General features: G+C 70.6%; 14 protein-coding genes. 6 read left to right on the top strand and 8 right to left on the bottom strand.

Features of this window, described 5'->3' with window-relative positions; translation table 11 throughout:
• Window positions 1-166: 166 nt before the first annotated feature.
• Together ACFVH0_RS06135 and ACFVH0_RS06130 are read right to left on the bottom strand one after the other, a co-directional pair.
• The gene (locus tag ACFVH0_RS06135) at window positions 167-1,036 is read right to left on the bottom strand and encodes a helix-turn-helix domain-containing protein (protein WP_385818279.1); all 870 of its coding nucleotides are present in this window, start codon (window positions 1,034-1,036) and stop codon (window positions 167-169) included.
• Window positions 1,037-1,266: 230 nt separating this feature from the next.
• Window positions 1,267-1,989 carry a GPP34 family phosphoprotein gene (locus tag ACFVH0_RS06130; protein ID WP_148836626.1) on the bottom strand — a complete coding sequence of 241 codons (723 nt, stop codon included), beginning with the start codon at window positions 1,987-1,989 and terminating at the stop codon, window positions 1,267-1,269.
• A 180-nt stretch (window positions 1,990-2,169) separates the two neighbouring features.
• On the opposite strand from ACFVH0_RS06130, the gene ACFVH0_RS06125 reads away from it, so the two are divergent.
• Together ACFVH0_RS06125 and ACFVH0_RS06120 are read left to right on the top strand one after the other, a co-directional pair.
• Window positions 2,170-4,680 carry a D-alanyl-D-alanine carboxypeptidase gene (locus ACFVH0_RS06125; RefSeq protein WP_385818277.1) on the top strand — a complete coding sequence of 837 codons (2,511 nt, stop codon included), beginning with the start codon at window positions 2,170-2,172 and terminating at the stop codon, window positions 4,678-4,680.
• 187 nt (window positions 4,681-4,867) lie between these two features.
• A complete protein-coding gene (locus ACFVH0_RS06120; RefSeq protein WP_385818275.1) occupies window positions 4,868-6,748 on the top strand; it encodes an MFS transporter in 1,881 nt (626 codons plus the stop codon).
• Window positions 6,749-6,800: 52 nt separating this feature from the next.
• Here ACFVH0_RS06120 and ACFVH0_RS06115 read toward each other — a convergent pair whose 3' ends face one another.
• The 5 genes from ACFVH0_RS06115 to ACFVH0_RS06095 all read right to left on the bottom strand — a co-directional run bounded on the left by ACFVH0_RS06115 (window position 6,801) and on the right by ACFVH0_RS06095 (window position 14,050).
• On the bottom strand, window positions 6,801-7,877 hold the full coding sequence (locus ACFVH0_RS06115; protein ID WP_385818274.1) for a C40 family peptidase: 1,077 nt from the start codon (window positions 7,875-7,877) through the stop codon (window positions 6,801-6,803).
• Between the two features lie 27 nt (window positions 7,878-7,904).
• On the bottom strand, window positions 7,905-8,387 hold the full coding sequence (locus ACFVH0_RS06110; protein ID WP_093540014.1) for a poly-gamma-glutamate biosynthesis protein PgsC/CapC: 483 nt from the start codon (window positions 8,385-8,387) through the stop codon (window positions 7,905-7,907).
• Window positions 8,384-10,105 carry a poly-gamma-glutamate synthase PgsB gene (gene pgsB, locus ACFVH0_RS06105; protein WP_385818273.1) on the bottom strand — a complete coding sequence of 574 codons (1,722 nt, stop codon included), beginning with the start codon at window positions 10,103-10,105 and terminating at the stop codon, window positions 8,384-8,386. The genes ACFVH0_RS06110 and pgsB overlap by 4 nt, the downstream gene beginning before the upstream one ends.
• A gap of 6 nt (window positions 10,106-10,111) precedes the next feature.
• The gene (locus ACFVH0_RS06100) at window positions 10,112-12,421 is read right to left on the bottom strand and encodes a HAMP domain-containing protein (protein ID WP_385818272.1); all 2,310 of its coding nucleotides are present in this window, start codon (window positions 12,419-12,421) and stop codon (window positions 10,112-10,114) included.
• 402 nt (window positions 12,422-12,823) lie between these two features.
• Window positions 12,824-14,050: a CapA family protein gene (locus ACFVH0_RS06095; protein WP_385818270.1), complete on the bottom strand. Its 1,227-nt coding sequence runs from the start codon at window positions 14,048-14,050 to the stop codon at window positions 12,824-12,826.
• 138 nt (window positions 14,051-14,188) lie between these two features.
• Between ACFVH0_RS06095 and ACFVH0_RS06090 the strand changes: the two genes are divergently transcribed.
• The 4 genes from ACFVH0_RS06090 (at window position 14,189) to ACFVH0_RS06075 (ending at window position 18,250) form a co-directional block, all read left to right on the top strand.
• On the top strand, window positions 14,189-15,046 hold the full coding sequence (locus ACFVH0_RS06090) for a hypothetical protein (RefSeq protein WP_385818269.1): 858 nt from the start codon (window positions 14,189-14,191) through the stop codon (window positions 15,044-15,046).
• A gap of 78 nt (window positions 15,047-15,124) precedes the next feature.
• Complete coding sequence (locus ACFVH0_RS06085) at window positions 15,125-15,982, top strand: hypothetical protein (RefSeq protein WP_385818268.1); 858 nt, start codon at window positions 15,125-15,127, stop codon at window positions 15,980-15,982.
• A gap of 148 nt (window positions 15,983-16,130) precedes the next feature.
• A complete protein-coding gene (locus tag ACFVH0_RS06080) occupies window positions 16,131-16,868 on the top strand; it encodes a DUF998 domain-containing protein (RefSeq protein WP_385818267.1) in 738 nt (245 codons plus the stop codon).
• A 161-nt stretch (window positions 16,869-17,029) separates the two neighbouring features.
• Window positions 17,030-18,250: an ankyrin repeat domain-containing protein gene (locus ACFVH0_RS06075; RefSeq protein ID WP_385818266.1), complete on the top strand. Its 1,221-nt coding sequence runs from the start codon at window positions 17,030-17,032 to the stop codon at window positions 18,248-18,250.
• Window positions 18,251-18,260: 10 nt separating this feature from the next.
• Here the strand turns inward: ACFVH0_RS06075 and ACFVH0_RS06070 are convergent, their stop codons facing one another.
• The gene (locus ACFVH0_RS06070) at window positions 18,261-19,322 is read right to left on the bottom strand and encodes a hypothetical protein (protein WP_385818265.1); all 1,062 of its coding nucleotides are present in this window, start codon (window positions 19,320-19,322) and stop codon (window positions 18,261-18,263) included.
• Window positions 19,323-19,492: the final 170 nt, after the last annotated feature.

Genomic DNA, 19,492 nt, shown 5'->3' with positions numbered 1-19,492 from the left:
CGACGCTACTCGCCAAGCTCCCTGCGCGAAGGGGGCGTTCACTCGACCGAGTGGTATATACCAAGTAGATCTTACGCTCGGGGTGGGCGTCGGTGTACCTTGCCGCCACCCACCCCGTGACATCACTTCATTCACCGCATTCCGGACCTTACGGGCCGTCCGGTATTCAGCTGACGCCGGGCCGGGTGTAGTCCTTCACGATCTCGGTGATGAAGTGCCGGGTCTGTTCCACATTCAGCGCCTGCGCCCGCAGGTGTTCGTACATGACGCTGTACCGCTGAACGTCATTGGATTTCTCCAGATAGAGATCGCTGGTGACGCCCTCGATGTAGACGACGCTGGAATCGGCGGCGTCCGGGAATTCCAGAATGGCGTACTGCCCGTTGATACCGGGGTGCGCGCCCATGTCGAACGGCAGCACCTGCACGGTGACATGCGGCAGCTGGGAGAGCTCGATCAGTTGCTCCAGCTGTTCGATCATCACCTGCTTGCTGCCGACCAGCCGGCGCAGCGCGGACTCGTCGATGACCGCCCACAGCCGCAGCGGATGCTCGGGATCGGTGATCCGGTCCTGGCGTCGGGCCCGGACGCTGACGCGCTTGTCGATGTCGCTCGGCGGGGCCTCCGGCAGCGCTCCGTTGATCAGCGCCTCGGCATAGCTCCGCGTCTGCAACAGACCCGGGACCACCTGGGGTTCGTACACCCGCAGCGATTCGGCATCGGTCTCCAGACCGATGTAGACGCTGTACGGGATGTCGCCGAACGCGTGCCACCAGCCCTGCTGGCGCGAATCCTTGGCCATCTGCATGAGCGAGTCGACGATCCTGACGTCCTCGACCTCGTACACCCTGCAGAGGTCGCGGACATCGCGCTGGCTGATGGAGCGGCGGCCGTTCTCCAGGCGGCTGATCTTCGACTGCGAGACCAGCAGCTGCTCCGCCACCTCCTCGGCCGTCATGCCCTTGAGTTCGCGCAGGCGGCGCAATTCCTGGCCCAACCGGCGTCGTCTGACGGTGGGATTGACGTTGGTCGGCACGGAAACGGCACCTCCGGCTATGTAGCTGTGCGTATCTACTGCTCAGCAGATTGCCACCCCCGGCCCCGGCCGCGCTGGGAAATGGCCACAAGCAAGCGCGCGGGGCAGCCGTGGTTTCCGGCTGCCCCGCGCTTGGTGCGGCTCCCGAACCGGGTCTTGGGGACGACGGTGCGGCGGTATTCGGTTGGTGCTGCCGTGCGGTGCTCAAGGCGTCGGCGCGCCCGGGGCCGCTAGTGGGCCGCGGTGTGTGCCATGCTGCCGCGGCGTGACTGCGACTGCACTTGCGGTTGCAACGGAACTCCGGCCGCCTGGTTGCGGCGCGGCTGTGCGACCGCCCCGTTCTGGACGTCCATCACGGCATGCGCCACGAGTCCGCCCATGGGGTCGTGTCTGATCAGGTCCCGGAGCCTGGAGCGTGATGAACGCCCCTCGTTCCCGGGATACAGGTGCTTGCCGAGTCCGACCGCGTGGGCCAGCGCGGCGAGCGCCGCGGTCCGCGGGTCCGGCGGTACGCCGGTGCGGATCGCACTGTCCAGCCTGGCTCTGATGTCCCGGCTGATTGCCGTGTCCGTCGCCTGGTAGCGAGTCGTCGGCAGCACTCCGCACATCTGGCCCGCCACGGCATGCACCATGCCGCATCGCTCCAGATGAGCGAGGTAGATCTGACGCAGCCCCAGCCGGGGCCCGCCAATCCAGTGGACCGCCCGAACCGGGCTGCCGCGTCGCCGCAGCAGTTCCAGCGCGGAGTCCAGAGTCGGATCTCCTGTCGGCCGTGGCATCACCACGGCGATACGATCCCCGTCAGGGGCTATCCGTCCTGCCAGAGCCAGCTCCACTAGCTGAGCCCCGGCGAGGCCGAGGTCGAGCGACTGCGGCTGCGCTGTGGTACCCGTGGTCGGGTCCAGAGCGAGCAGCAGAAGCTCCTCCGGAATTGTTCTGCGGCTCCTGCCCATCCATGCCTCCCCGCGTGGATGAATGACAGGGTGACCCCTCTCACATTGGTCTGTCGAGAGTGCCTGGGTGCTTTGTACGGGAACCAGTAGGTATGTCGTTCTCGTCTAGCAGCCGGGCCGGTGGTTCACACAGGACACTGGTAGATGGTTCGGACAGCGCGGGGGTGTCCCCCGTGCCGCATGGAGGAGGCATCGGTGGCGGGCGAGTCCCCCGACAAGTCGGAGCAGCAGAAGTCGTCGGGTACGGCTCGGAGCGAAAGCGATCCGCGGCTTGCCGTCTTCCGTGAAACGTCCGCCGATGACGCGGTCGCCGGGAACGGAAGCGGAAAGACGGACACGGCCACGGCGGTCTTCCGTACGGACGCGGTCGCCGGGGCCGACGAGGGCGCAAAGTCGGACACGGCCACGGCCGTCTTCCGCGCGATGCCGTCCGAGGACGGCGAGGGCGACGACGGCGAGAACGGTGACCGCGTGGACGGCGCGGACGGCGCGGTCGCGGACGGCGCGGAAGCCGATGCGGATACGGCGGCTTCCGCGGATTCGGCGGATTCGGCGACCGAGGGCTCCGGGAGCACTGACGGCGCTGTGGGCGCCGAGGAGACCGAAGAGGCCGCGGGGGCCCGGAAGGCCGCCGACGCTCCGCAGGAGGCGCCTGAGGCCTCTGAGGACGCGGATGCGGCTGAGGCGGCGGATGCACCGGAGACCGCGGAGGCGGCCGAGGCCGCTGATGAGCCCGAGGCCGCTGATGAGCCCGAGGGCGACGCGGACGATGCGGGCGACGCGGCGGAGGCCGCCGAGAGCTCCGAGGGCGCTGGGGAGGGCGATGCGCGGCTGCGTGCGGCCGTCGCCGCCTGGGTGTCGAAGGACGACGACGAGGCCGCGGAGGACCCGGAGGCGGACGACGTAACTCCGGAAACGGCGAGTGCGTCGGCCGATGCCGGTGGCGATGCCGAGTCCGAGTCCGGGGCTGATGGCGACGCGGAGGCCGACGCGGACGAGCCGTCCGGTGACGCGTCCGACGACTCCGACGACTCCGACGACGACAAGGCTTCCTCCGCCGAGGAGAAGAAGGCCGAGGAGAAGAAGGCCGAGGAGAAGAAGGCCGAGGAGAAGAAGGCCGAGGAGAAGAAGGCCGACGCCGAGGACGCCGACGCGGCCGGGGACAAGGGCGGGATCGATCAGCCGACCGCCATCTTCAGGGCGCCCGCCGCACCCAAGGTCGACCAGCCGACGACCGCGCTGAAGATCCTCCCGTCCGAGCCGAAGTCCGAGTCGGCCGCCGAGCGGACCAGCAAGTTCGTACCCCTGCGCGGGGACGACGTACGGCCGACGCCGACGCCCGCGCCCCGTAAGCCGGAGGCTCCCGCCGCGCTGACCACCGCCGAGCGGACCACGCAGCAGCCGATGCCGCCGAAGCCGCCGCTCGACCTGCTGGCCGAGCTGACGAACACACCCCCGCCGCCGGAGACCCCGGTCCGCACCGCCGTCCGCAGGGTCAAGATCTGGACCCCGCTGGTACTGCTCCTCTTGATCGTCTTTGCGATCGTGCAGGCGGTGCGGCCGCTCCCGAAGCCCGGGCTCCAGATGTCGGCGAAGGACACGTACACCTTCAAGGGCAGCAAGCCGTCCCTGCCGTGGCCCAACGAGGGCCAGGGCTACATGGCGGCGACCGGTCTGGGCCAGGTGGACTCGTTCGGCGAGCAGAAGGCCGTGCCGATCGGCAGTGTGGCCAAGGCGATGACCGCGTACATCGTGCTCAAGGACCACCCGCTGAAGAAGGGCGAGAAGGGCCCGTCCATCGAGATCGACGCCAAGGCGGAGTCGGACGGCAAGCTCGACGCGGAGGGCGAGTCGACCCTCAACACCGTGGCGGTCGGCGACAAGCTCACCGAGCAGGAAGCCCTCTCGGCCATAATGATCCCGTCCGCGAACAACATCGCGAGGCTGCTGGCACGCTGGGACGCCGGGTCCGAGGAAGCGTTCGTCAAGAAGATGAACGAGACCGCCAAGTCGCTCGGCATGAAGAACACCACGTACACCGACCCGTCCGGACTCAACGCCACCACGGTGAGCTCGGCCGAGGACCAGGTGAAGCTGGGGCAGAAGCTGGTGGAGATCCCGGCGCTGATGGAGATCACCAAGCTGCCGTCGTGGACCGACCCGTCGGGCAAGAACTGGCGGAACTACAACACCCTCGTCCCGTACAACGGTGCGCTCGGCATCAAGACCGGCTCCACCAGCAAGGCCGGCGGCAACCTGCTCTTCGCCGCCCACAAGATGGTCGGCGGCACCGACCAGCTGATCGTCGGCGCCGTGCTGGGCCAGCACAAGCCCGCCATCATCGACACCGTGAACGCGGTGAGCAAGGAAGTGATGGTCGCGACGCAGGACCTGCTGGAGGGGGCCAAGGTCGTGAAGAAGGGCGACGTCGTCGGCAGCGTCGCGGACGGCTTCGGCGGCACCGTCCCCGTGGTCGCGACCAGGGACGTCTCCGCGGTCGGCTGGCCCGGTCTCACGGTCAGGATCGAACTGACCGACGACGGGAGGACGATCCCGAACTCGGCGGCGGCCGGCACCCACGTCGGCACCCTCACCGTGGGCGAGGGCACCAGCCAGGTGAAGGTGCCCGTCGCGCTGCAGAGCGATCTGACCGAACCCACCTTCGGCGACAAGCTGACCCGGATCAGCTGACCGGCCCGGTGGCCGGAACGGCCCGATGACGGAAGGGGGTGCCGATCCCGGCGCCCCCTTTCGTACTGCTCGTACTGCGTACGTGTTAGCGTCCCGAGGCAACTCGATGACGCTGGGACGGCGTCCTCACGGGTGCACGGGGGACGGGGCGCAGGCAGGCGGATCCGGGGAGACGGGGAGAGCCGTAGTGACCACCGCGGAGCCGGGGCCCGGCCATGGGGCGGCCGAGAGCACGGGCATGAGGGGCAGCGACATCGGCGGCAACGGCGGGGGGAGCACACGGACGGCCGCGCCCGTCCGGCAGGACACGGGGGCCGCGGACGCCTCCGGGCCGCGCACCGACCCGTCGCGCCGGGCCCGTACCGAACGGCTGCTGCGGCATCCGGTGACGATCGCGACGGCAGCCGCCGCGATCACCCACCTGCTCTGGTTCTTCTTCTTCGCGAACAGCGGCGGCGACCTCGCGGCGCAGGACGCCTGGGCGGAATTCGTCGGCCGGCATCCCGGTACGGCGTACAACCTCGCCTGGTACGGGGGCATGCACCCCGTCTCGTACAGCGTCGTCTCGCCGTATCTGATGTCGGTGCTCGGTGTGCGTACGACGATGATGATCGCCGGGACCGTGTCGGCGGCGCTGACCGCGCTGATCCTGGTCCGGGTGCGGGCCGTCCGCAATCCGCTGGCCTGCTCGCTCGCCGGGGTGTTCGCGTACCTGTGCAACGCGCTGTCGGGGCGGGTGACGTTCGGGCTCGGGATGATGTTCGCGGTGGGGGCGACGGCCGCGGTGTTCTGCTGGCCCCACCGCTGGCGCCACAAGCGGTGGGCGAAGGCCGCCGTCGCCGCGCCGCTCGCCGGGCTCGCGACCGCGAGCAGCCCCGTGGCCGGGCTGTTCCTGGGCGTGGTCGCCGCCGCGCTGTTCCTGAACAAGCGGCGCCCCGGCGCCTACGCGCTGGGCCTGGCCCCGGTCGCGGTGGTGGCGCTGTCCGCGTGGCTGTTCCCGTTCTCCGGTACGCAGCCGATGTCGATCGCCACGCTCTCGCTGCCGTTCATCTTCTCGGTCCTCGCCTTCGTCCTCGTACCGCGCGACTGGAAGACGGTCCGCACCGCCGCCGCCGTGTACGGCGTCGGGACGCTGCTGACCTACTTCATCGACTCGCAGATCGGCTCGAACATCACGCGGATGGCGATGCTCTTCGCCGGAGTGGTGTTCCTCGCCGCGCTGCCATACACCACGCCGCGCTCCCGGCGCTGGTACGCGCTGATCATCGCGTTCGCCGGACTGAACTTCTGGATCGGCTACAAGGGCGTCGACGACATCGTCCGCACCGCCCCCACCGCCTCCTGGGCGCGCGAGCTGGCCCCGCTGGTCAACGAGCTCCAGGAGGTCGGCGCCGAGCGGGGCCGGGTCGAGGTCGTGCCCGCGAGCAGCCACCGGGAGGCGTCCGCGCTCGCGCCGTACGTCAACCTCGCCCGGGGCTGGAACCGGCAGGCGGACATGAAGCGCAACCCGCTCTTCTACGACGACACCCTGGACAGCGCCAACTACCGCCAGTGGCTCGACCGCTGGGCGGTGCACTACGTGGTGCTGCCCAAGGGGACGCCGGACTCCAGCGGCGCGGTGCAGGAGGCGCAGCTGGTCGACGACGGGCTGCCGTATCTGAAACCGGTGTGGTCCGACGCCAACTGGCGGCTCTTCGAGGTGGACGACCCGGTGCCGCTGGCCGATCCGCCGGCCACGGTGGACCGGGCCGAGGCGGGCGAGCTGACCATCCATGTGAAGACGCCGGGCCGGATCCTGATCCGTGTCCCGTACTCGCGCTGGCTCGCCGTGGTCGACAGCGAGGGCCGGGGCGTGGAGCGGCCGCAGGAGACCGAGGAGTCCAAGCAGCGCGAGGACGAGAGCACGCCGCGGACCTTCGTCAACACCAACGGCTGTCTGTTCAAGGTCGAGGAGGACGCGGACGGCGACGAGTGGACGGAACTGCTCGCGCCGCGGCCGGGCGTGTACCGGCTGGCCGCCCCGTACCAGCTGTCACCCGGCACGCCGTGCCCGGAGGAACTGCGCTGACCCCGCGCCGCCGCCGGGTGCGGCGCGGGGGTCGTGGGACCGACGGGTCCTGCTACAGGCGCTTGGCGCTGCGCAGCGTCGCCGCGTAGTAGCCGTTCCCGTCCAGACGGGACGTGCCGCCCTTGTCGCCGATGGTCGGGCCGTTGGCCTCCTCGCGGCTGGAGATGAAGATCTTGTGGCCCTCGGAGTCGTGCCCGACGTACATGCCGACGTGGTCCAGACGCTCCTTGGTGCGCTGGTCGAGCTTGAAGAAGACCAGGTCACCGGGTTGCAGCACGTCGATGTTCTTCGGCCGGTCGGCCGATGTGATGCCCTTCAGGTCGATCACGTCGGTGCCGCGGTCGGAGCGGGCCATGCCGTTGGCGGTACGCGGCAGGCCGTCGCCGGACTTGTCGGTGGCCATCAGCGGGTAGCGGGCCCGGTAGCCGAACACCGTACGGATGTAGCCCGAGCAGTCCATGGAGCGGGCGCGCTCGGTGCGGGGCTGCATCGTCATGCCGTTGCGGAAGGTGTACGGGATGCCGAGGTAGTCGTAGAAGTCGGACTCCTCCAGCCGCAGGTCGTTGCCCTCGCTGCCGTTGGGGTTCAGCGGACCGAAGTTGGCGTCACCGGCGTACGGGACACCCTCGTCGTCCTTCTTGACCGGGGCCTCGGCGATGTACTGGAAGGCGGTGGCGAAGAGGTCGTCCTCCTCGCTGCCGAAGAACTCCTTGAACCAGTCCTTGAACCACTTCTCGTTCTCGGCGCCCTTCTTCCACTGGTACGGCATCAGCCGCACCCAGTCCTCGGTGACGACCTTGGACGCGGTGGTGCTGGGCTCGGTGAAGGTACGGCTGGGGCCGGTGAGGGTGGCGGTGCGGGCGCCGTCCGTGAAGGTGGCGAGGACCTCGCCGTCGGTGCCGCGCAGCAGGGTGCGTTCCGGGTTGCGCAGCCGTTCCCAGCGCTGCTCACCGGACTTCAGGTTCGACGACCTCAGCGCCGGATTGTCGGTGACGGCCTGCACGGCGGGGGCCTTGGCCTGTTCGTCCTTGCGCAGTTCCACGGTGAGGTAGGCACTGCCCGCGAGCAGAGCGGTCACCGTGACGGCGTGCAGCACCTGACGGGGGCGGCGCTTGGTCTTGGCACTCATGAGTCAGTCAGCTCCGGAAGGTTCGGGTCAGACGGTCGGCAGCGCGCCGAGCAGGATTCCTGCGGTGAGAACGACATAGGCCATGAGCGTCACCGAGCCGGTCGCCAGCAGGGTCGCGCCCTTGGGCTGGCGGACGAGCTGGTACGCGATCAGGCCGGGGACGATGAAGCCCAGGGTCTGGTTGGTGTACATCAGCGGGAACTCGATCGACAGCACGATCATCAGCGTCGCCTGGAAGATGACACCGGTGAGGACGACGGTGGAGAACAGCCGCTTGCCGTAGAGGATCACGACCTTCTGGAGGCCGAGCACCGCTACGTACGTCAGCACGGTCACACCGACCACCATGGCCGCGCGCTGGAGGTCCTCGACGAGGGTGAGCGCCAGCCAGCCCGGGGTGATCATCCCGCCGGGGGAGAGGTTGGTCGTCAGGTAGCAGACCAGCGAGAACATCAGCCCCAGGGCGATGCCTATGGCGGCAATCTCGGGGGTGAGGACGGAGGGGATCAACGGGGCTCTCCTGGGTATTCCTGCTGGGCCGGGTGTTCCTGTCGCGCCGGGCGTTCCTCAGCCGGGGCGGGCGGCAGAACGGGCTCGAACAGACCGCGTACGCGAGGCGCGGCGGGCGGCTGCTCGGCCGGGGAATCCGGACTCCGGTGCGGTGACTCGTGCTGGTTCTGCGGGTGGCTCTGCGGCTGTGGGCGCGGCTGCGGGTGGTTCTGCTGTTGCGGGCGCGGGGGCTGCTGGTAGCGGGCCTCGTACGCCTCGGGGTACGGCTGGTACGGGTCGATGTGCGGGGTGTAGCGGGGGAGCGCCAGGGTTTCGTCGTGCCGCGGCTGCTGCTGGTGGGGCTGCTGGGGCCGGGGCGACTGCTGGCGCTGGGTCGGGACCGTCGGGAAGAGGGAGACGGTCGGGGTGCCGACCGGGTGGTCGGCCGGATTCCCGGCCGGGTCGGTGACATCGGCCGCCTCCGGGGCCGGCGCGGGGCCGGCGGGAGCGGGGCCGGACTGCCGGTCCGGGGCCTCGTCCAGGACCTCGTCCGGGGTCTCGTCGGCCGGCAGCTCGGCGAGGTGTTCGAGCAGCAGCTCGCCCTGGCCGTGGATGTTGCCGATCGCGACCAGCGAGGACTCCGGCCCGAGGTGCCCGAGCAGCTCGTTCATGAACTCTTCGGGATCGCGCTTGTCGCCGCCGAGATCGACCGCGGTGTGGCGCCACTCGGAGGGGATCGCGTCGATGGCGCTCTTCGCCGGGTGACCGATCACGAACACCTTCTCCGGCTGGAGATCGGGGATGATCTGCCCCATCTGGCCGTTGCGCTCGACCCGGTCGGGGCGGCAGTTGATCACCACGTTCAGCGGGCGGTGGATCGCGCCCAGGTCGAGCAGCTGGTTGATGTTCATCAGCGTCGACTCGGGGTCGTTGGCCGCGAAGACGTTGGCGAAGCGCAGCCGCTTGTCGTCGTGGGTGCGGTACCGCTCGACCGAGAGGACACCCGGGTCCGGCGGGGCGTCGTACATGCCCTGGAGCGCCGTCTGCCGGTCCACGCCGAGGAGTTCGGCGACGGTCAGCGCGATCGCCACGTTCTCCTTGAACGTGAACCAGCTGAAGCCGCGCAGCTCCTCGTCGCTCACCGTCTCCGGGTCCGCGTAGATCAGCTTGCAGTCCCGGGCGTCCGCCTCCTCCTGGAGGATGTGGAAGCGGTCCTGCTCGGCGGTGACACAGATGCCGCCCTCCGGCATGGAGCGGCACAGCGAGCGGGCCACGTCGTCGAGCGTGGGGCCCATCTCGGCCAGGTGGTCCTCACGCACGTTGCACAGCACGCCGATCGTCGACCGGATCAGCTTGGACTGGTTGATCTCCTGGAGCGCCGGCATGACCGCCATGCACTCGATGACCAGCGCGTCCGGGTTGTAGGAGGCCGCGCGCCGCACGATGCCGATCTGCTCCACGACATTGGCGATGCCGAACTTGCGGTAGACCGGCTCCTCGGTGGCGTCCGGGTGGATGAAGCGGGCCGCGGTACCGGTCGTCTTGGCGACGGTGACCAGGTCGCCGCCGCGCAGGGCGCCCGCGCACAGGCGGGTGATGGAGCTCTTGCCGCGGATGCCGTTGATCAGCACCCGGGTGGGTATGCGCTCCAGATTGGTGAAGTGGCGCCGTTGTTCGACGATGCCGGAGATCAGGAGGATCGCACAGCACACGACGAGCACGCCGTAGAGGAAGAGCACGGCCGTTCAGTTCCTTCCGACCAGGGGAGCGCTGTCGCGTCTGCGCTGCTCCTGGAGCTGCTGCCGGACAATTTCCAGACTGCGGGTGACCGCGCCGACCTCGTCGTGGTGGTGCGGGAAGAGCACGGTGCGGCGGTCGCCGTCGGCCAGCGACTCGGCCTTCCCGGCCAGTTCGCGCAGCGGACGTACGACCACGATGTACAGCCAGCCGAGGCAGGCCACGGCAGCGGTGACGCCGAGCAGACCGGCGAGAACGGTGCGGTTCTGCAGGCTGTACTCGGGGATGTCGAGGCCGGACGCGGGCTGCCAGCTGACCACCGTCCAGCGGAGCTGCTTCGCGGCGCCGCCACCGGCGAAGGGCGCGGCGGCGGAGACCTGGACGCCGTCGCCGTCGCGGTAGACGACGGCGCCCGCGGGGGCGTTCATGCCGACCCGCTGGTTGGTGCCGGAGACCAGCTCGTCCAGCCGCTCGGGCAGGGAGTCGAAGGCGAGGTAGCCGGTGTTGCCGCCGATGACCCGGTGTTCGCTGTCGACCACCCGGACCTGGCCGAGCCCGGGGCGCTTGAGCAGCGCGTTGATGAAGTCGATCCGGAACTCGCCGATGACCATGGCGCCGTTGCGGCCGGGGATCTCCGCGTACCCGGCGACGGTGGGCTCCTTGCCGGACTCGTTGAGGACGGTGATGGGCTGGGAGAGCGGCTTGCCCTTGGAACCGGCGGGCAGCGCGTGCGGCTTCTCGCCCGCGCGGGCCTGGACGGTGCCGTCGGCGGAGCGTACGTAGATCGAGCGGTAGCGCTGGTGCTCGACGCGGGTGCGCTCCAGGACCTTCTCCATGTCGTCGGGCGAGGTGCGGTTGCCGATCAGCGAGGCGACGGACACCAGGTCGGCGTGGCCCTCGTTGAGCGCGCGCCGGACCCGGTCGGAGATGGTGTGGGTGCGCTCGCGCTGGTCGCTGACGACCTGCTCCGGCACGGCGACGGTGGAGTCCGCGCGGTTGAAGAGCAGCAGCATCGGTGCGGACCAGGCCAGCAGCAGGACGCCGGAGATGATGATCAGCGCACGGCTGCCGAGCCGGCTCCGGCGGCCGGGGCGGTCCGGGCCGGAACCGGTGTTCCCGGCGGCCCCCGCGTCGGACGGTTCGCCGAGGAGCTGGCGGCGCAGGCGTTCCAGGGCACGCCCGATGCGCGCCGTCTCGCCGAACCGGGGAACGGAGACCGGGCGGGTCAGATCGCCCCGGGTCAGCCGGCGGCTCTCCAGGAACAGCTTCAGCAGCGGCCGTTGCACGGTGCCGAGCAGCAGCGCCACCGCGAGTGCGCCGATGAGCAGCAGGGCGGCGGCGGAGACCAGGCCGAAGAAGGGGCCGGCGACGCGGGTCGGGTCCTCCGCGACATCGACCATGGCGACGACGGTGAGCCCGAGCGAGGTGGCGAGGGTGCCCTCGCCGGGCTGCGGGCCGGCGAGCGCGGCGTAACCGGCGACGGCGCGGTCACCGCGGACGGAGTTGCCGCGCAGGCTGCCGCTGACACCGGGGAAGCCGCCGGAGCCGGGCTCCTTGGCCTTCAGCGGGTGCTGCTCGGTCTTGACGGCGGCCGTCTCGGCGAAGGACTTCAGCTGCTCGGCGGAACGTTTCGCGTCCGCGCGCTGCTTCGCGGTCTTGACCTGCTCCGGCTCCTGGACGCCGTCGCGGCTGAGGATGTGGCCCGTGGTGTCGACGACGGCGATCGAGCGGAACTGGCCCTTGCTGACACCGGGGAAGCGGAGGCTGTTGGAGGCGATCAGCAACTGCTGCGGCCGGTCCGGCCAGGACAGCAGGGCGAAGGCGAGCAGCCTGCTCTCGCCGTTCTGGAGCCGCACGATGCGCGGGCTGAGCCCGTCCTTCTCGGCGAGCTTGCCGGTGTCGACGGCGGTGACGGGGACGTTCTCGCCACGCGCGGCGAGCATCCGGCCGGACTCGATCTCGACGACGGCGGTGCCCGTCCACTTCTGGTAGACGCTGCCGATCTTGTCGAGCACGGCGTCGGGCGAGACCGGATCACCCGCGCTGAAGAGCCCCGCGGTGCGGGTCAGGTCGGTGACGCTCTCGTCGATCGAAGCACGCATGGTGACGGCGCCGTCCTCGGCGAAGTGCTGCTGCGAGGTCAGCACCGCCTCCGGTACGGAGTCCTGGCTCGCCCGTCCCAGCCCGAGGGCGGTGATGCCGGCGAGGGAGAGCAGCAGCGCGGAGAGCACCGCGATGGGGGGCCGAATGCCACCCAGCAGCGACATATCGGCCCGTCGGCGGACCTTGTGCCGCCGCTTCGAGGACGAAGCGGCCATCGTGTTCCCCTTTGACTGTCTGTCTCGGTTCCGGCGTGCTGAACGAGGCACAGCCGTTTGCTGGACATAAATGCTTTGCGGAAGGTTGTGCGGAGAGTAGCGAGTGTGAGATTTCCGACGCTCGTGTCCGGCATGGAACCGCGGCCGTTCCTGGCAGCGCTTCGCAGGTCGGAGGGTTCGCCGGGTGGACGGGGTGGGCCGGACGAGCCGGGAAGGGACGGACCGGATCGGACCGGACGGGACCGGACGGGATCGGACCGGATCGGACTGGTCCACGGGGCCTGATGCGGGCCGGATCCGTTCCGAGCTGGGGCCCGTTCCGAGCTGGGGCCCGTTCCGAGCCGGGGCCCGTTCCGGGCTTCCTCCGGTCGTGCTCCGGCTTACTCCGGGTTCACTCCGGGCTCACTCCGGCAGGTCCTTCAGGGGTCTCAGTCCGTCCTCGACGGCGCCCCGGTTGAGCAGCGTGCCCTGGGTCCGCTGGAAGGCCATCCGGTATCTGGCCCGTTCGGCGTCCGGCAGGTCCTTGCCGTTCTGCAGCGCACCGGCCAGATCCACCAGCCGGTGGTCCTTCACCACCGCCGCGTCGGCCTCCTGCGTACCACCGGTCTCGGCGTCCGGCGGAATCGTCAGCAGTGTCGGTACGTACCGGGCGTCGACGTCCCAGGTGTCACCGCGCTTGTGGAACTCGAACCAGCCGATGACGCCTTCCTCCGTCAGCCCCGACGGCACGTCGTGCCGCGCCACCTGATTGCCCAGGCCGTACGCGATCCACGTGGAGCCGATCTTCTCCATCGGCTGCACCACGTGGGCGTGATGGCCGATCACCAGGTTGATCCCGGTCTCCCGGGCCAGCTTGCGGGCCAGCTGCAGCTGCCCGTTGCTCGGGTCCGGATGGTGCTCGCGGCCCCAGTGGATGCTGAGGATCACCACCTCGGCACCGGCCTTGCGGGCGGCCTTCTCGGCGGCGGCGATCCGCTTGAAGTCGGTCTGGTTGGTCAGCCACGGCTTGTCCGCCGGGACCTCGCGCCCGTTGAAGCCGAAGGAGTAGGAGAGCTGGGCGACCTTCACGCCCTTCACGTCCATGATCAGCGGCTTGGCGGCCTCGGCGCTGTCGCGCGCCGACCCGGTGTGCTTGAGTCCGGCCCCGTCGAGTGCGTCGAGGGTGCGACGTACGCCGGAGGCGCCGTGGTCGAGGGTGTGGTTCGAGGCCGTCGAGCAGGTGTCGTAGCCGACGTCCTTGAGCGCCGTGGTGATCTGCGGCGGCACGGCGAAGTTCGGGAAGCCCTCGAACGGGCCGTCGGGCTTCCCCGCCACCGGCTCGAAGTGGCAGATCGCCAGGTCGGCCTTGCTGATCACGGGTTTGACGCCGGCCATCAGCGGCCGGAAGTCGATCTTCTCCTTGGCGCCCCCGGCACCCTTGCCGCCCGCTGCGGCGTCCTTGCGGCCCTGCTCGGTCAGCTGGGGGTGGATCAGCACGTCGCCTGCCGCGGCGACGGTGAAGGAAGGTCCCTCCTTCGCGTCCGCGGAGTCGCTGTCACCGCCCGGAACCGAACAGCCGGCGAGGGCTGCGAGGAGAAGCACGGGCGCGGTGGCGCGAGCAATGGAGGCGGAAGGCGAGTAGCGGGACACCCCTAATATTTTTATATGCCTATGGTGCGGAATCCGGCGACGAAGGTAACGATCAAGCGAACACTGATCGGTACTGCCGTGACGGTTGTCACTCTGGGGGCCCTCGTGGCCCTTTTTGTACCATTCGGCGTCCGGGGGGTGGATGCCGCGAACGAGGACGGTCGCCCGGGGGGCTCCGCGCCCGGCGACCACGACCGCGTTGATCTCGCGCGCCGCATCACGGACTTCACCACGGACACGGTGGCCCGCAGTGACTACCTTCCGCCGCTGCGTGCCCAGCGCCGTACCGCCGCCGAGGCCGTCGGCCTCTTCCTCGACGGCCGGCGGGCCGAGGCGGGCCGCCGCCTCGAAGACATCGACTTCGGCATCAGGACGTACACCGACACGGCGACCGGCCGCCGGTTCGCGGAGATCTCCGACCGGGCGGCGGAGGGCCGCCGGGGCTGGGGCCGGGTCTACATCGACCTCAGTGCCACGTCCCGCTGGTCGGTCCAGGTGCCGCACCCGGTCGCCGACGCGGGCAGCGAGCAGCTCGGCATCGGAGTGCTGCGGGCCCGGCGGGGCGGCGTACTGGTCATGGCAGGCGCCCACCGCAACGCCGACAAGAAGGGCCGCGCCGACGTGGCCCACCGCAGGGACACCGTGTTCGACGCCGTCTGCGACGAACTGGCCGCACGCCGCCTCCCCGGCCTCCAGGTCCACGGCTTCGCCGACAGCACCGAACCGGACTACGACGTGATCGCCTCGCTCGGCTCGGCGGACAAGGGCCTCCCCACCGCCCGCCGCACCGCGACGGCACTGCGCCGCGAGGGCTTCGCCGTCTGCCGCGCCTGGGTCCGCCGCTGCGCGCTGGAGGGCCGCGGCAACGTGCAGGGCCGGGAGGCGGAGGACCAGGGCGTGCCGTTCCTGCACATGGAGTTCAGCCGCACCGTCCGCGACGACGCGGCCCGGGTACGCCGGGCGGCGGCGGCGATGGCGGCGTCCCTGCCTTCCTGAGCCGGGGCGGTGGTTCGGCTCGCGAAGGGCGGAAACGGTTCGGCGACGGCCGAAGAGTCGCCGATCTAGCGTCCTCCCATGACGGAAACGAAGCACGCCCCCATGACGGAAACGAAGCACGCCCCCATGACGGAAACGAAGCACGCCCCCATTGCTCCCGGCACCCCCGTGCTGTTGCCGGATGACAGCCCGGACGACACCCCCGGCGGCAGTCCGGACGGGACCTTCGGCGACGCCTCGGGCGGCAGTCCGGACGGGACCTTCGGCGGCGCCTCGGGCGGCAGCCCGGATGGGACCTCCGGCGGCGCCTCGGGCGGCAGCCCGGATGGGACCTCCGGCGACGCCTCGGGCGGCAGTCCGGACGGGACCTTCGGCGGCGCCCCCGGCGGCAGCCCGGATGGGACCTCCGGCGACGCCCCCGGCGGCAGCCCGGACAAGACCTCCGACGACACCCCGGCGACGGACGATCGCGACCCCGCGCAGCTCCTGACGGCCATGGTCGACCGCGTCCTGGCCCTCGCCGCGACCTGGACCGCCTGGGACGGCCGCCCCGTCCCCGCGGGGGACCGGCTCTACACCCCGCACAAGGCGATCCGCCGCGTCGCCGACCACATGGTCGACCACCTCGCGGAGATGGAGGCCCGGCTCGTCGGCGAGGAGACGCAGCCCGACCACTGGCACGCCTCGGCGACCACCACCGCGGCCGACCTCGCCCCCTTCACCGGAGCCGACCTCGACGAGGCACGCAGCCGGCTCACCCGCCTGGCCAGGATCTGGGCGAACCGCCTGGACGCCCTGACACCCGACGAGCTCGACCGCTCGGCCGGAACGGGCTGGACCTTCCGCCAACTCGCCTTCCACGTGGCCGAGTCGGAGTATTACGCGGAGTCCGTGGGGGACCTGACGCACCCTCTGCGCTCCTTCGGCGCCGTGTGATCCGGCGACGCGGCCGAAGCCGCGCGGAACGGCCGGCCTTCCGTACGCGGGACGAGCGCATGTGACCTGGGTCATGCCCTCCGGGAGATGAATTCATGTGCCACCACTGGTCATACGAGTACAACATCCTGAACGAGGAGGGCTCGTCATGACCCACACGATCGCCGCCGGTACCCATGAAGCCCGCTCCACCGACGCGTCCCGCCCCACCGGCATCCCGCAGGACCGGGGCGCACAGGACGCACCACGAACGGCCCGACACGGTCTGCTGATCGCCGGCATGGTGGCGGGTCCGCTGTTCCTGGGTGTGGCCACTGTTCAGGGACTCGCACGTGAGGGCTTCGACTTCACCCGCAACGCGTTCAGCCAGCTCGCCCTCGGTGGGCCCGGCTGGGTCCAGACGGCCAACTTCGTGCTCACCGCCGCGTTGTTGCTGGCCGGTGCGTTCGGGATGCGCCGACTGCTGACAGGGGGCGCGGGCGAGAGATGGGTGCCGGCGCTGATCGGTGTCTTCGGGGCTTCGTTCCTGGCCGCCGCGGTGTTCCGTGCCGACGCCGGGGCCGGATTCCCCGTCGGTTCCCCGGAGACCGGCTCGCTGAGCGGACACGGGGCCGTCCACATGTTCAGCGGCATGATCGGCTACCTCGCGCTGTGCGCCGCGTTCGTCATCCTGGCCCGCCCCCTCGCCGCCAGGGGCCACCGGGGCTGGGCCCCGGCCTCCCGCCTCGCCCCCGTCCTCGTCCTCGCGGGCTTCGCGGCCTCCGGCTCCTACGTCCTCGCCTTCACCGCCGGAGCGGGCTTCGGCCTCTGCTGGCTGACCGCTGTGACGGCCCGACTGCGCGCCGGTACGGTGACGGACGAGCGCCCGGGACGTATGCAGGGCTGACCATGGTTCACGGAACTGACGACCGGTCAACGCGCAACGGGGGCGGCACGGGCATGGACGCAAGCACCGAAGCGGGCACGAGCGGAGCCGCGACAGGACCCGCCCCCTCGCCGACACATGCGCCGACATGTGCGCCGACAGCCGCAGCGGCGCGCACGGTGATGTCCGCCGTGCGGGCCGGGGACGCGGATGCCCTGGCGGCCCAGCTCTCCGCGGGCGCCGACCCCGACGTACGAGATGAGCACGGAACTCCCGCACTGTGCCTGGCGATAGAGGCGTACGCCGACGAAGTCGTCCGCCTGCTCGTCACATACGGCGCCGACCCCGACCGGTGCGGACCGGACGGCGTACCACCGCTGCGCAAGGCCGTCGACTCGGGCTCGCCCGCGGTGGTCGGGGCCGTGCTGCACGACGCCGCCGAGTGGCGCCGGCACCGCGAGGCCGAACTGCTGGCCGCGCGGAGCCTCGCCAGGCACTGGTACGAGGCGGGCGCCGAGACGGAACTGCGGCGCCGTACGGGTGCACAGGGCGCGGTTGTCCGTACCCGCGTCCAGGACGACGAGTACACCGGGGTCGACGCGTTCTCCCTCGGCGGGGCGACCGTACGCGACGGGCATGCGGCGATCCTGACGGACCTGGAGAAGGCGCTCGGACTCCACACCTCCTTCGAGGAGTTGCTGGACCGGGCGCTGACCCGCCCCGACCAGGAACACGCGGCCTGGACGGCCTCCACCCTCCTGCTGTCCCACCGCCGCGACCGGCAGACCTGGGACGCCGCGGCGCTCCTGCTTATCGACCCGGACCCGGTGCACCGCCTGTTCGGCGCCGAAGTGCTGCGCCTCACCCACCTGTTCGACGAGGGCGAGGAGGACCGGTTCGCGGCCCCCGCGCTGGAACTGTTCCTGGACCGGTCGGCCGAGGAGACGGACGACGCGGTGCTCACCGAGCTGCTGACCGGCCTCGCCGATCACGCCGACCCGCACGGCGACGAGGCCCTGCTGACCCACGCCGCTCATCCCGATCCGAGAGTCCGGCACGCGGTGGCTTCCGGTTTCGGCAGATTGTCACCGGCCTTCTCCGCCACGGTCCGCAAGGCGCTGCTCGACCTGATGTCCGACCCGGACGCGGGGGTCCGGCAGGGCGCCTGCCGCAGGGTCGCCGACGGCAGGGACCGCGCCCCCGAACTGGCCGAGGCGATGGCCGCCCTGCTGGACGACACGAGCCGGCCGGTCCGGGTCGCCGCCGTGCACGGCCTCGCCCGCCATGACGACGAACGGTGCGTGGAAGGAGCCCGCCGCCTTCCGCCCGCACCGCCGGGAACGTCGTACGAGTACGACCTCGACGAAGTGTGGCGGTACGAACGGCGGCGCGACGGCCGCTGACACGGAGGCGCTATTGCGCGGAGCCGCGGGAGTATGGGGCGAGAGTGTCGCGCAGATGGTTACCGGGGCCCCGCAGGAACAGGGCGCTCAGCTCGCCGGTGGGGGTGCACATGGGGCGTCCGTCCTGGGCGGGATCGTCGTCGGCGGGCGGGTACTCGTCCATGCGCTCGTACGGGATGATCACGTAAGGAGCACCGGAGTCCGGCTCGGGAGCGCACTGCCACTGGGTGCCGTGGAGCCGGTTGTGGACCTCGCCGAGGTACCAGGCGGCCACCTGCACCGACGCCGTGCCCTTGTTCTCCTCGAAGTCCTCGTAGGTCGTGAAGCCTCGCAGGATGAGCTGTTCCAGGTGATCGAGGGATGACGCACCGAAGTCCCACGTCCCGGGCGAGGCGTCCCCGGAGGCACACAGGGCCTCGGGGAAGGCGGCGCGCTGCGCATCCAGCCATGCCGCCAGGCGCGGATTGTCGGCGTACTCCCGCTCCCGGGCCTCCTGCTCCTCTTCCTCCCGCGGCTCGTCGGGCTCCTCGTAACGGTCGAGGGTGTCACGCAGGTGCCTGCCGGGACCGTCCGTGAACAGGGCGGACAGCTCACCGAGGGGAGAGCACCGCGGGCGGCCGTCCCGGTCGGAGCCGTCGGCCGGCGGGGGGAAGTCCTCGATCCGCTCGTACGGAATGATCACGTAAGGAGCACCGGAGTCGGCGTCGGCGCAGGCACCGGTGTCGGCGCAGGCGCCGGAGTCGTCATCGGCACCGGAGTCGGTGCCGGGCTCGGGAGCGCACTGCCACTGCGTGCCGTACAGCTGGTTGTGGACCTCGCCGAGGTACCAGGCGGCGACCTGCACCAGCGCCGTGCCCTTGTTCTCCTCGAAGTCCTCCCGGGAGCCGAAGCTTCGCAGGACGAGCTGTTCGAGGTGGTCGAGGGACGGCCCGTCGAACTTCCACCGGCGCGGCAGGTCGTACGGCGATGAGCCCAGGGCCTCGGGGAACGCCGCGCGCTGCTCGTCCAGCCACGCCGTGAGGCGCGGGTCGCCGGCCCGCTCCTGCTCCTTGAGCTGCTGGTGATCGGTCATGCCCACCGATCCTAGAAGGTGCCCCGCACGGGCGATCAACCACACCACAACTACGCATTAAGTGCGCTGAGTTGACACGCCATGGTTTCAAACCCTTGGCATGCAGGGGCTGTTGCGAAACTAGGATGAGCGCCTCAGTGACGCCATCTGACCACGGGGGGCCATGGCGT

The organism is Streptomyces sp. NPDC127117, from assembly GCF_042677325.1.
Taxonomy (GTDB): domain Bacteria; phylum Actinomycetota; class Actinomycetes; order Streptomycetales; family Streptomycetaceae; genus Streptomyces.
Note: the sequence above shows the minus strand (reverse complement) of the source record. Positions and strands in the feature narration are given on the sequence as shown.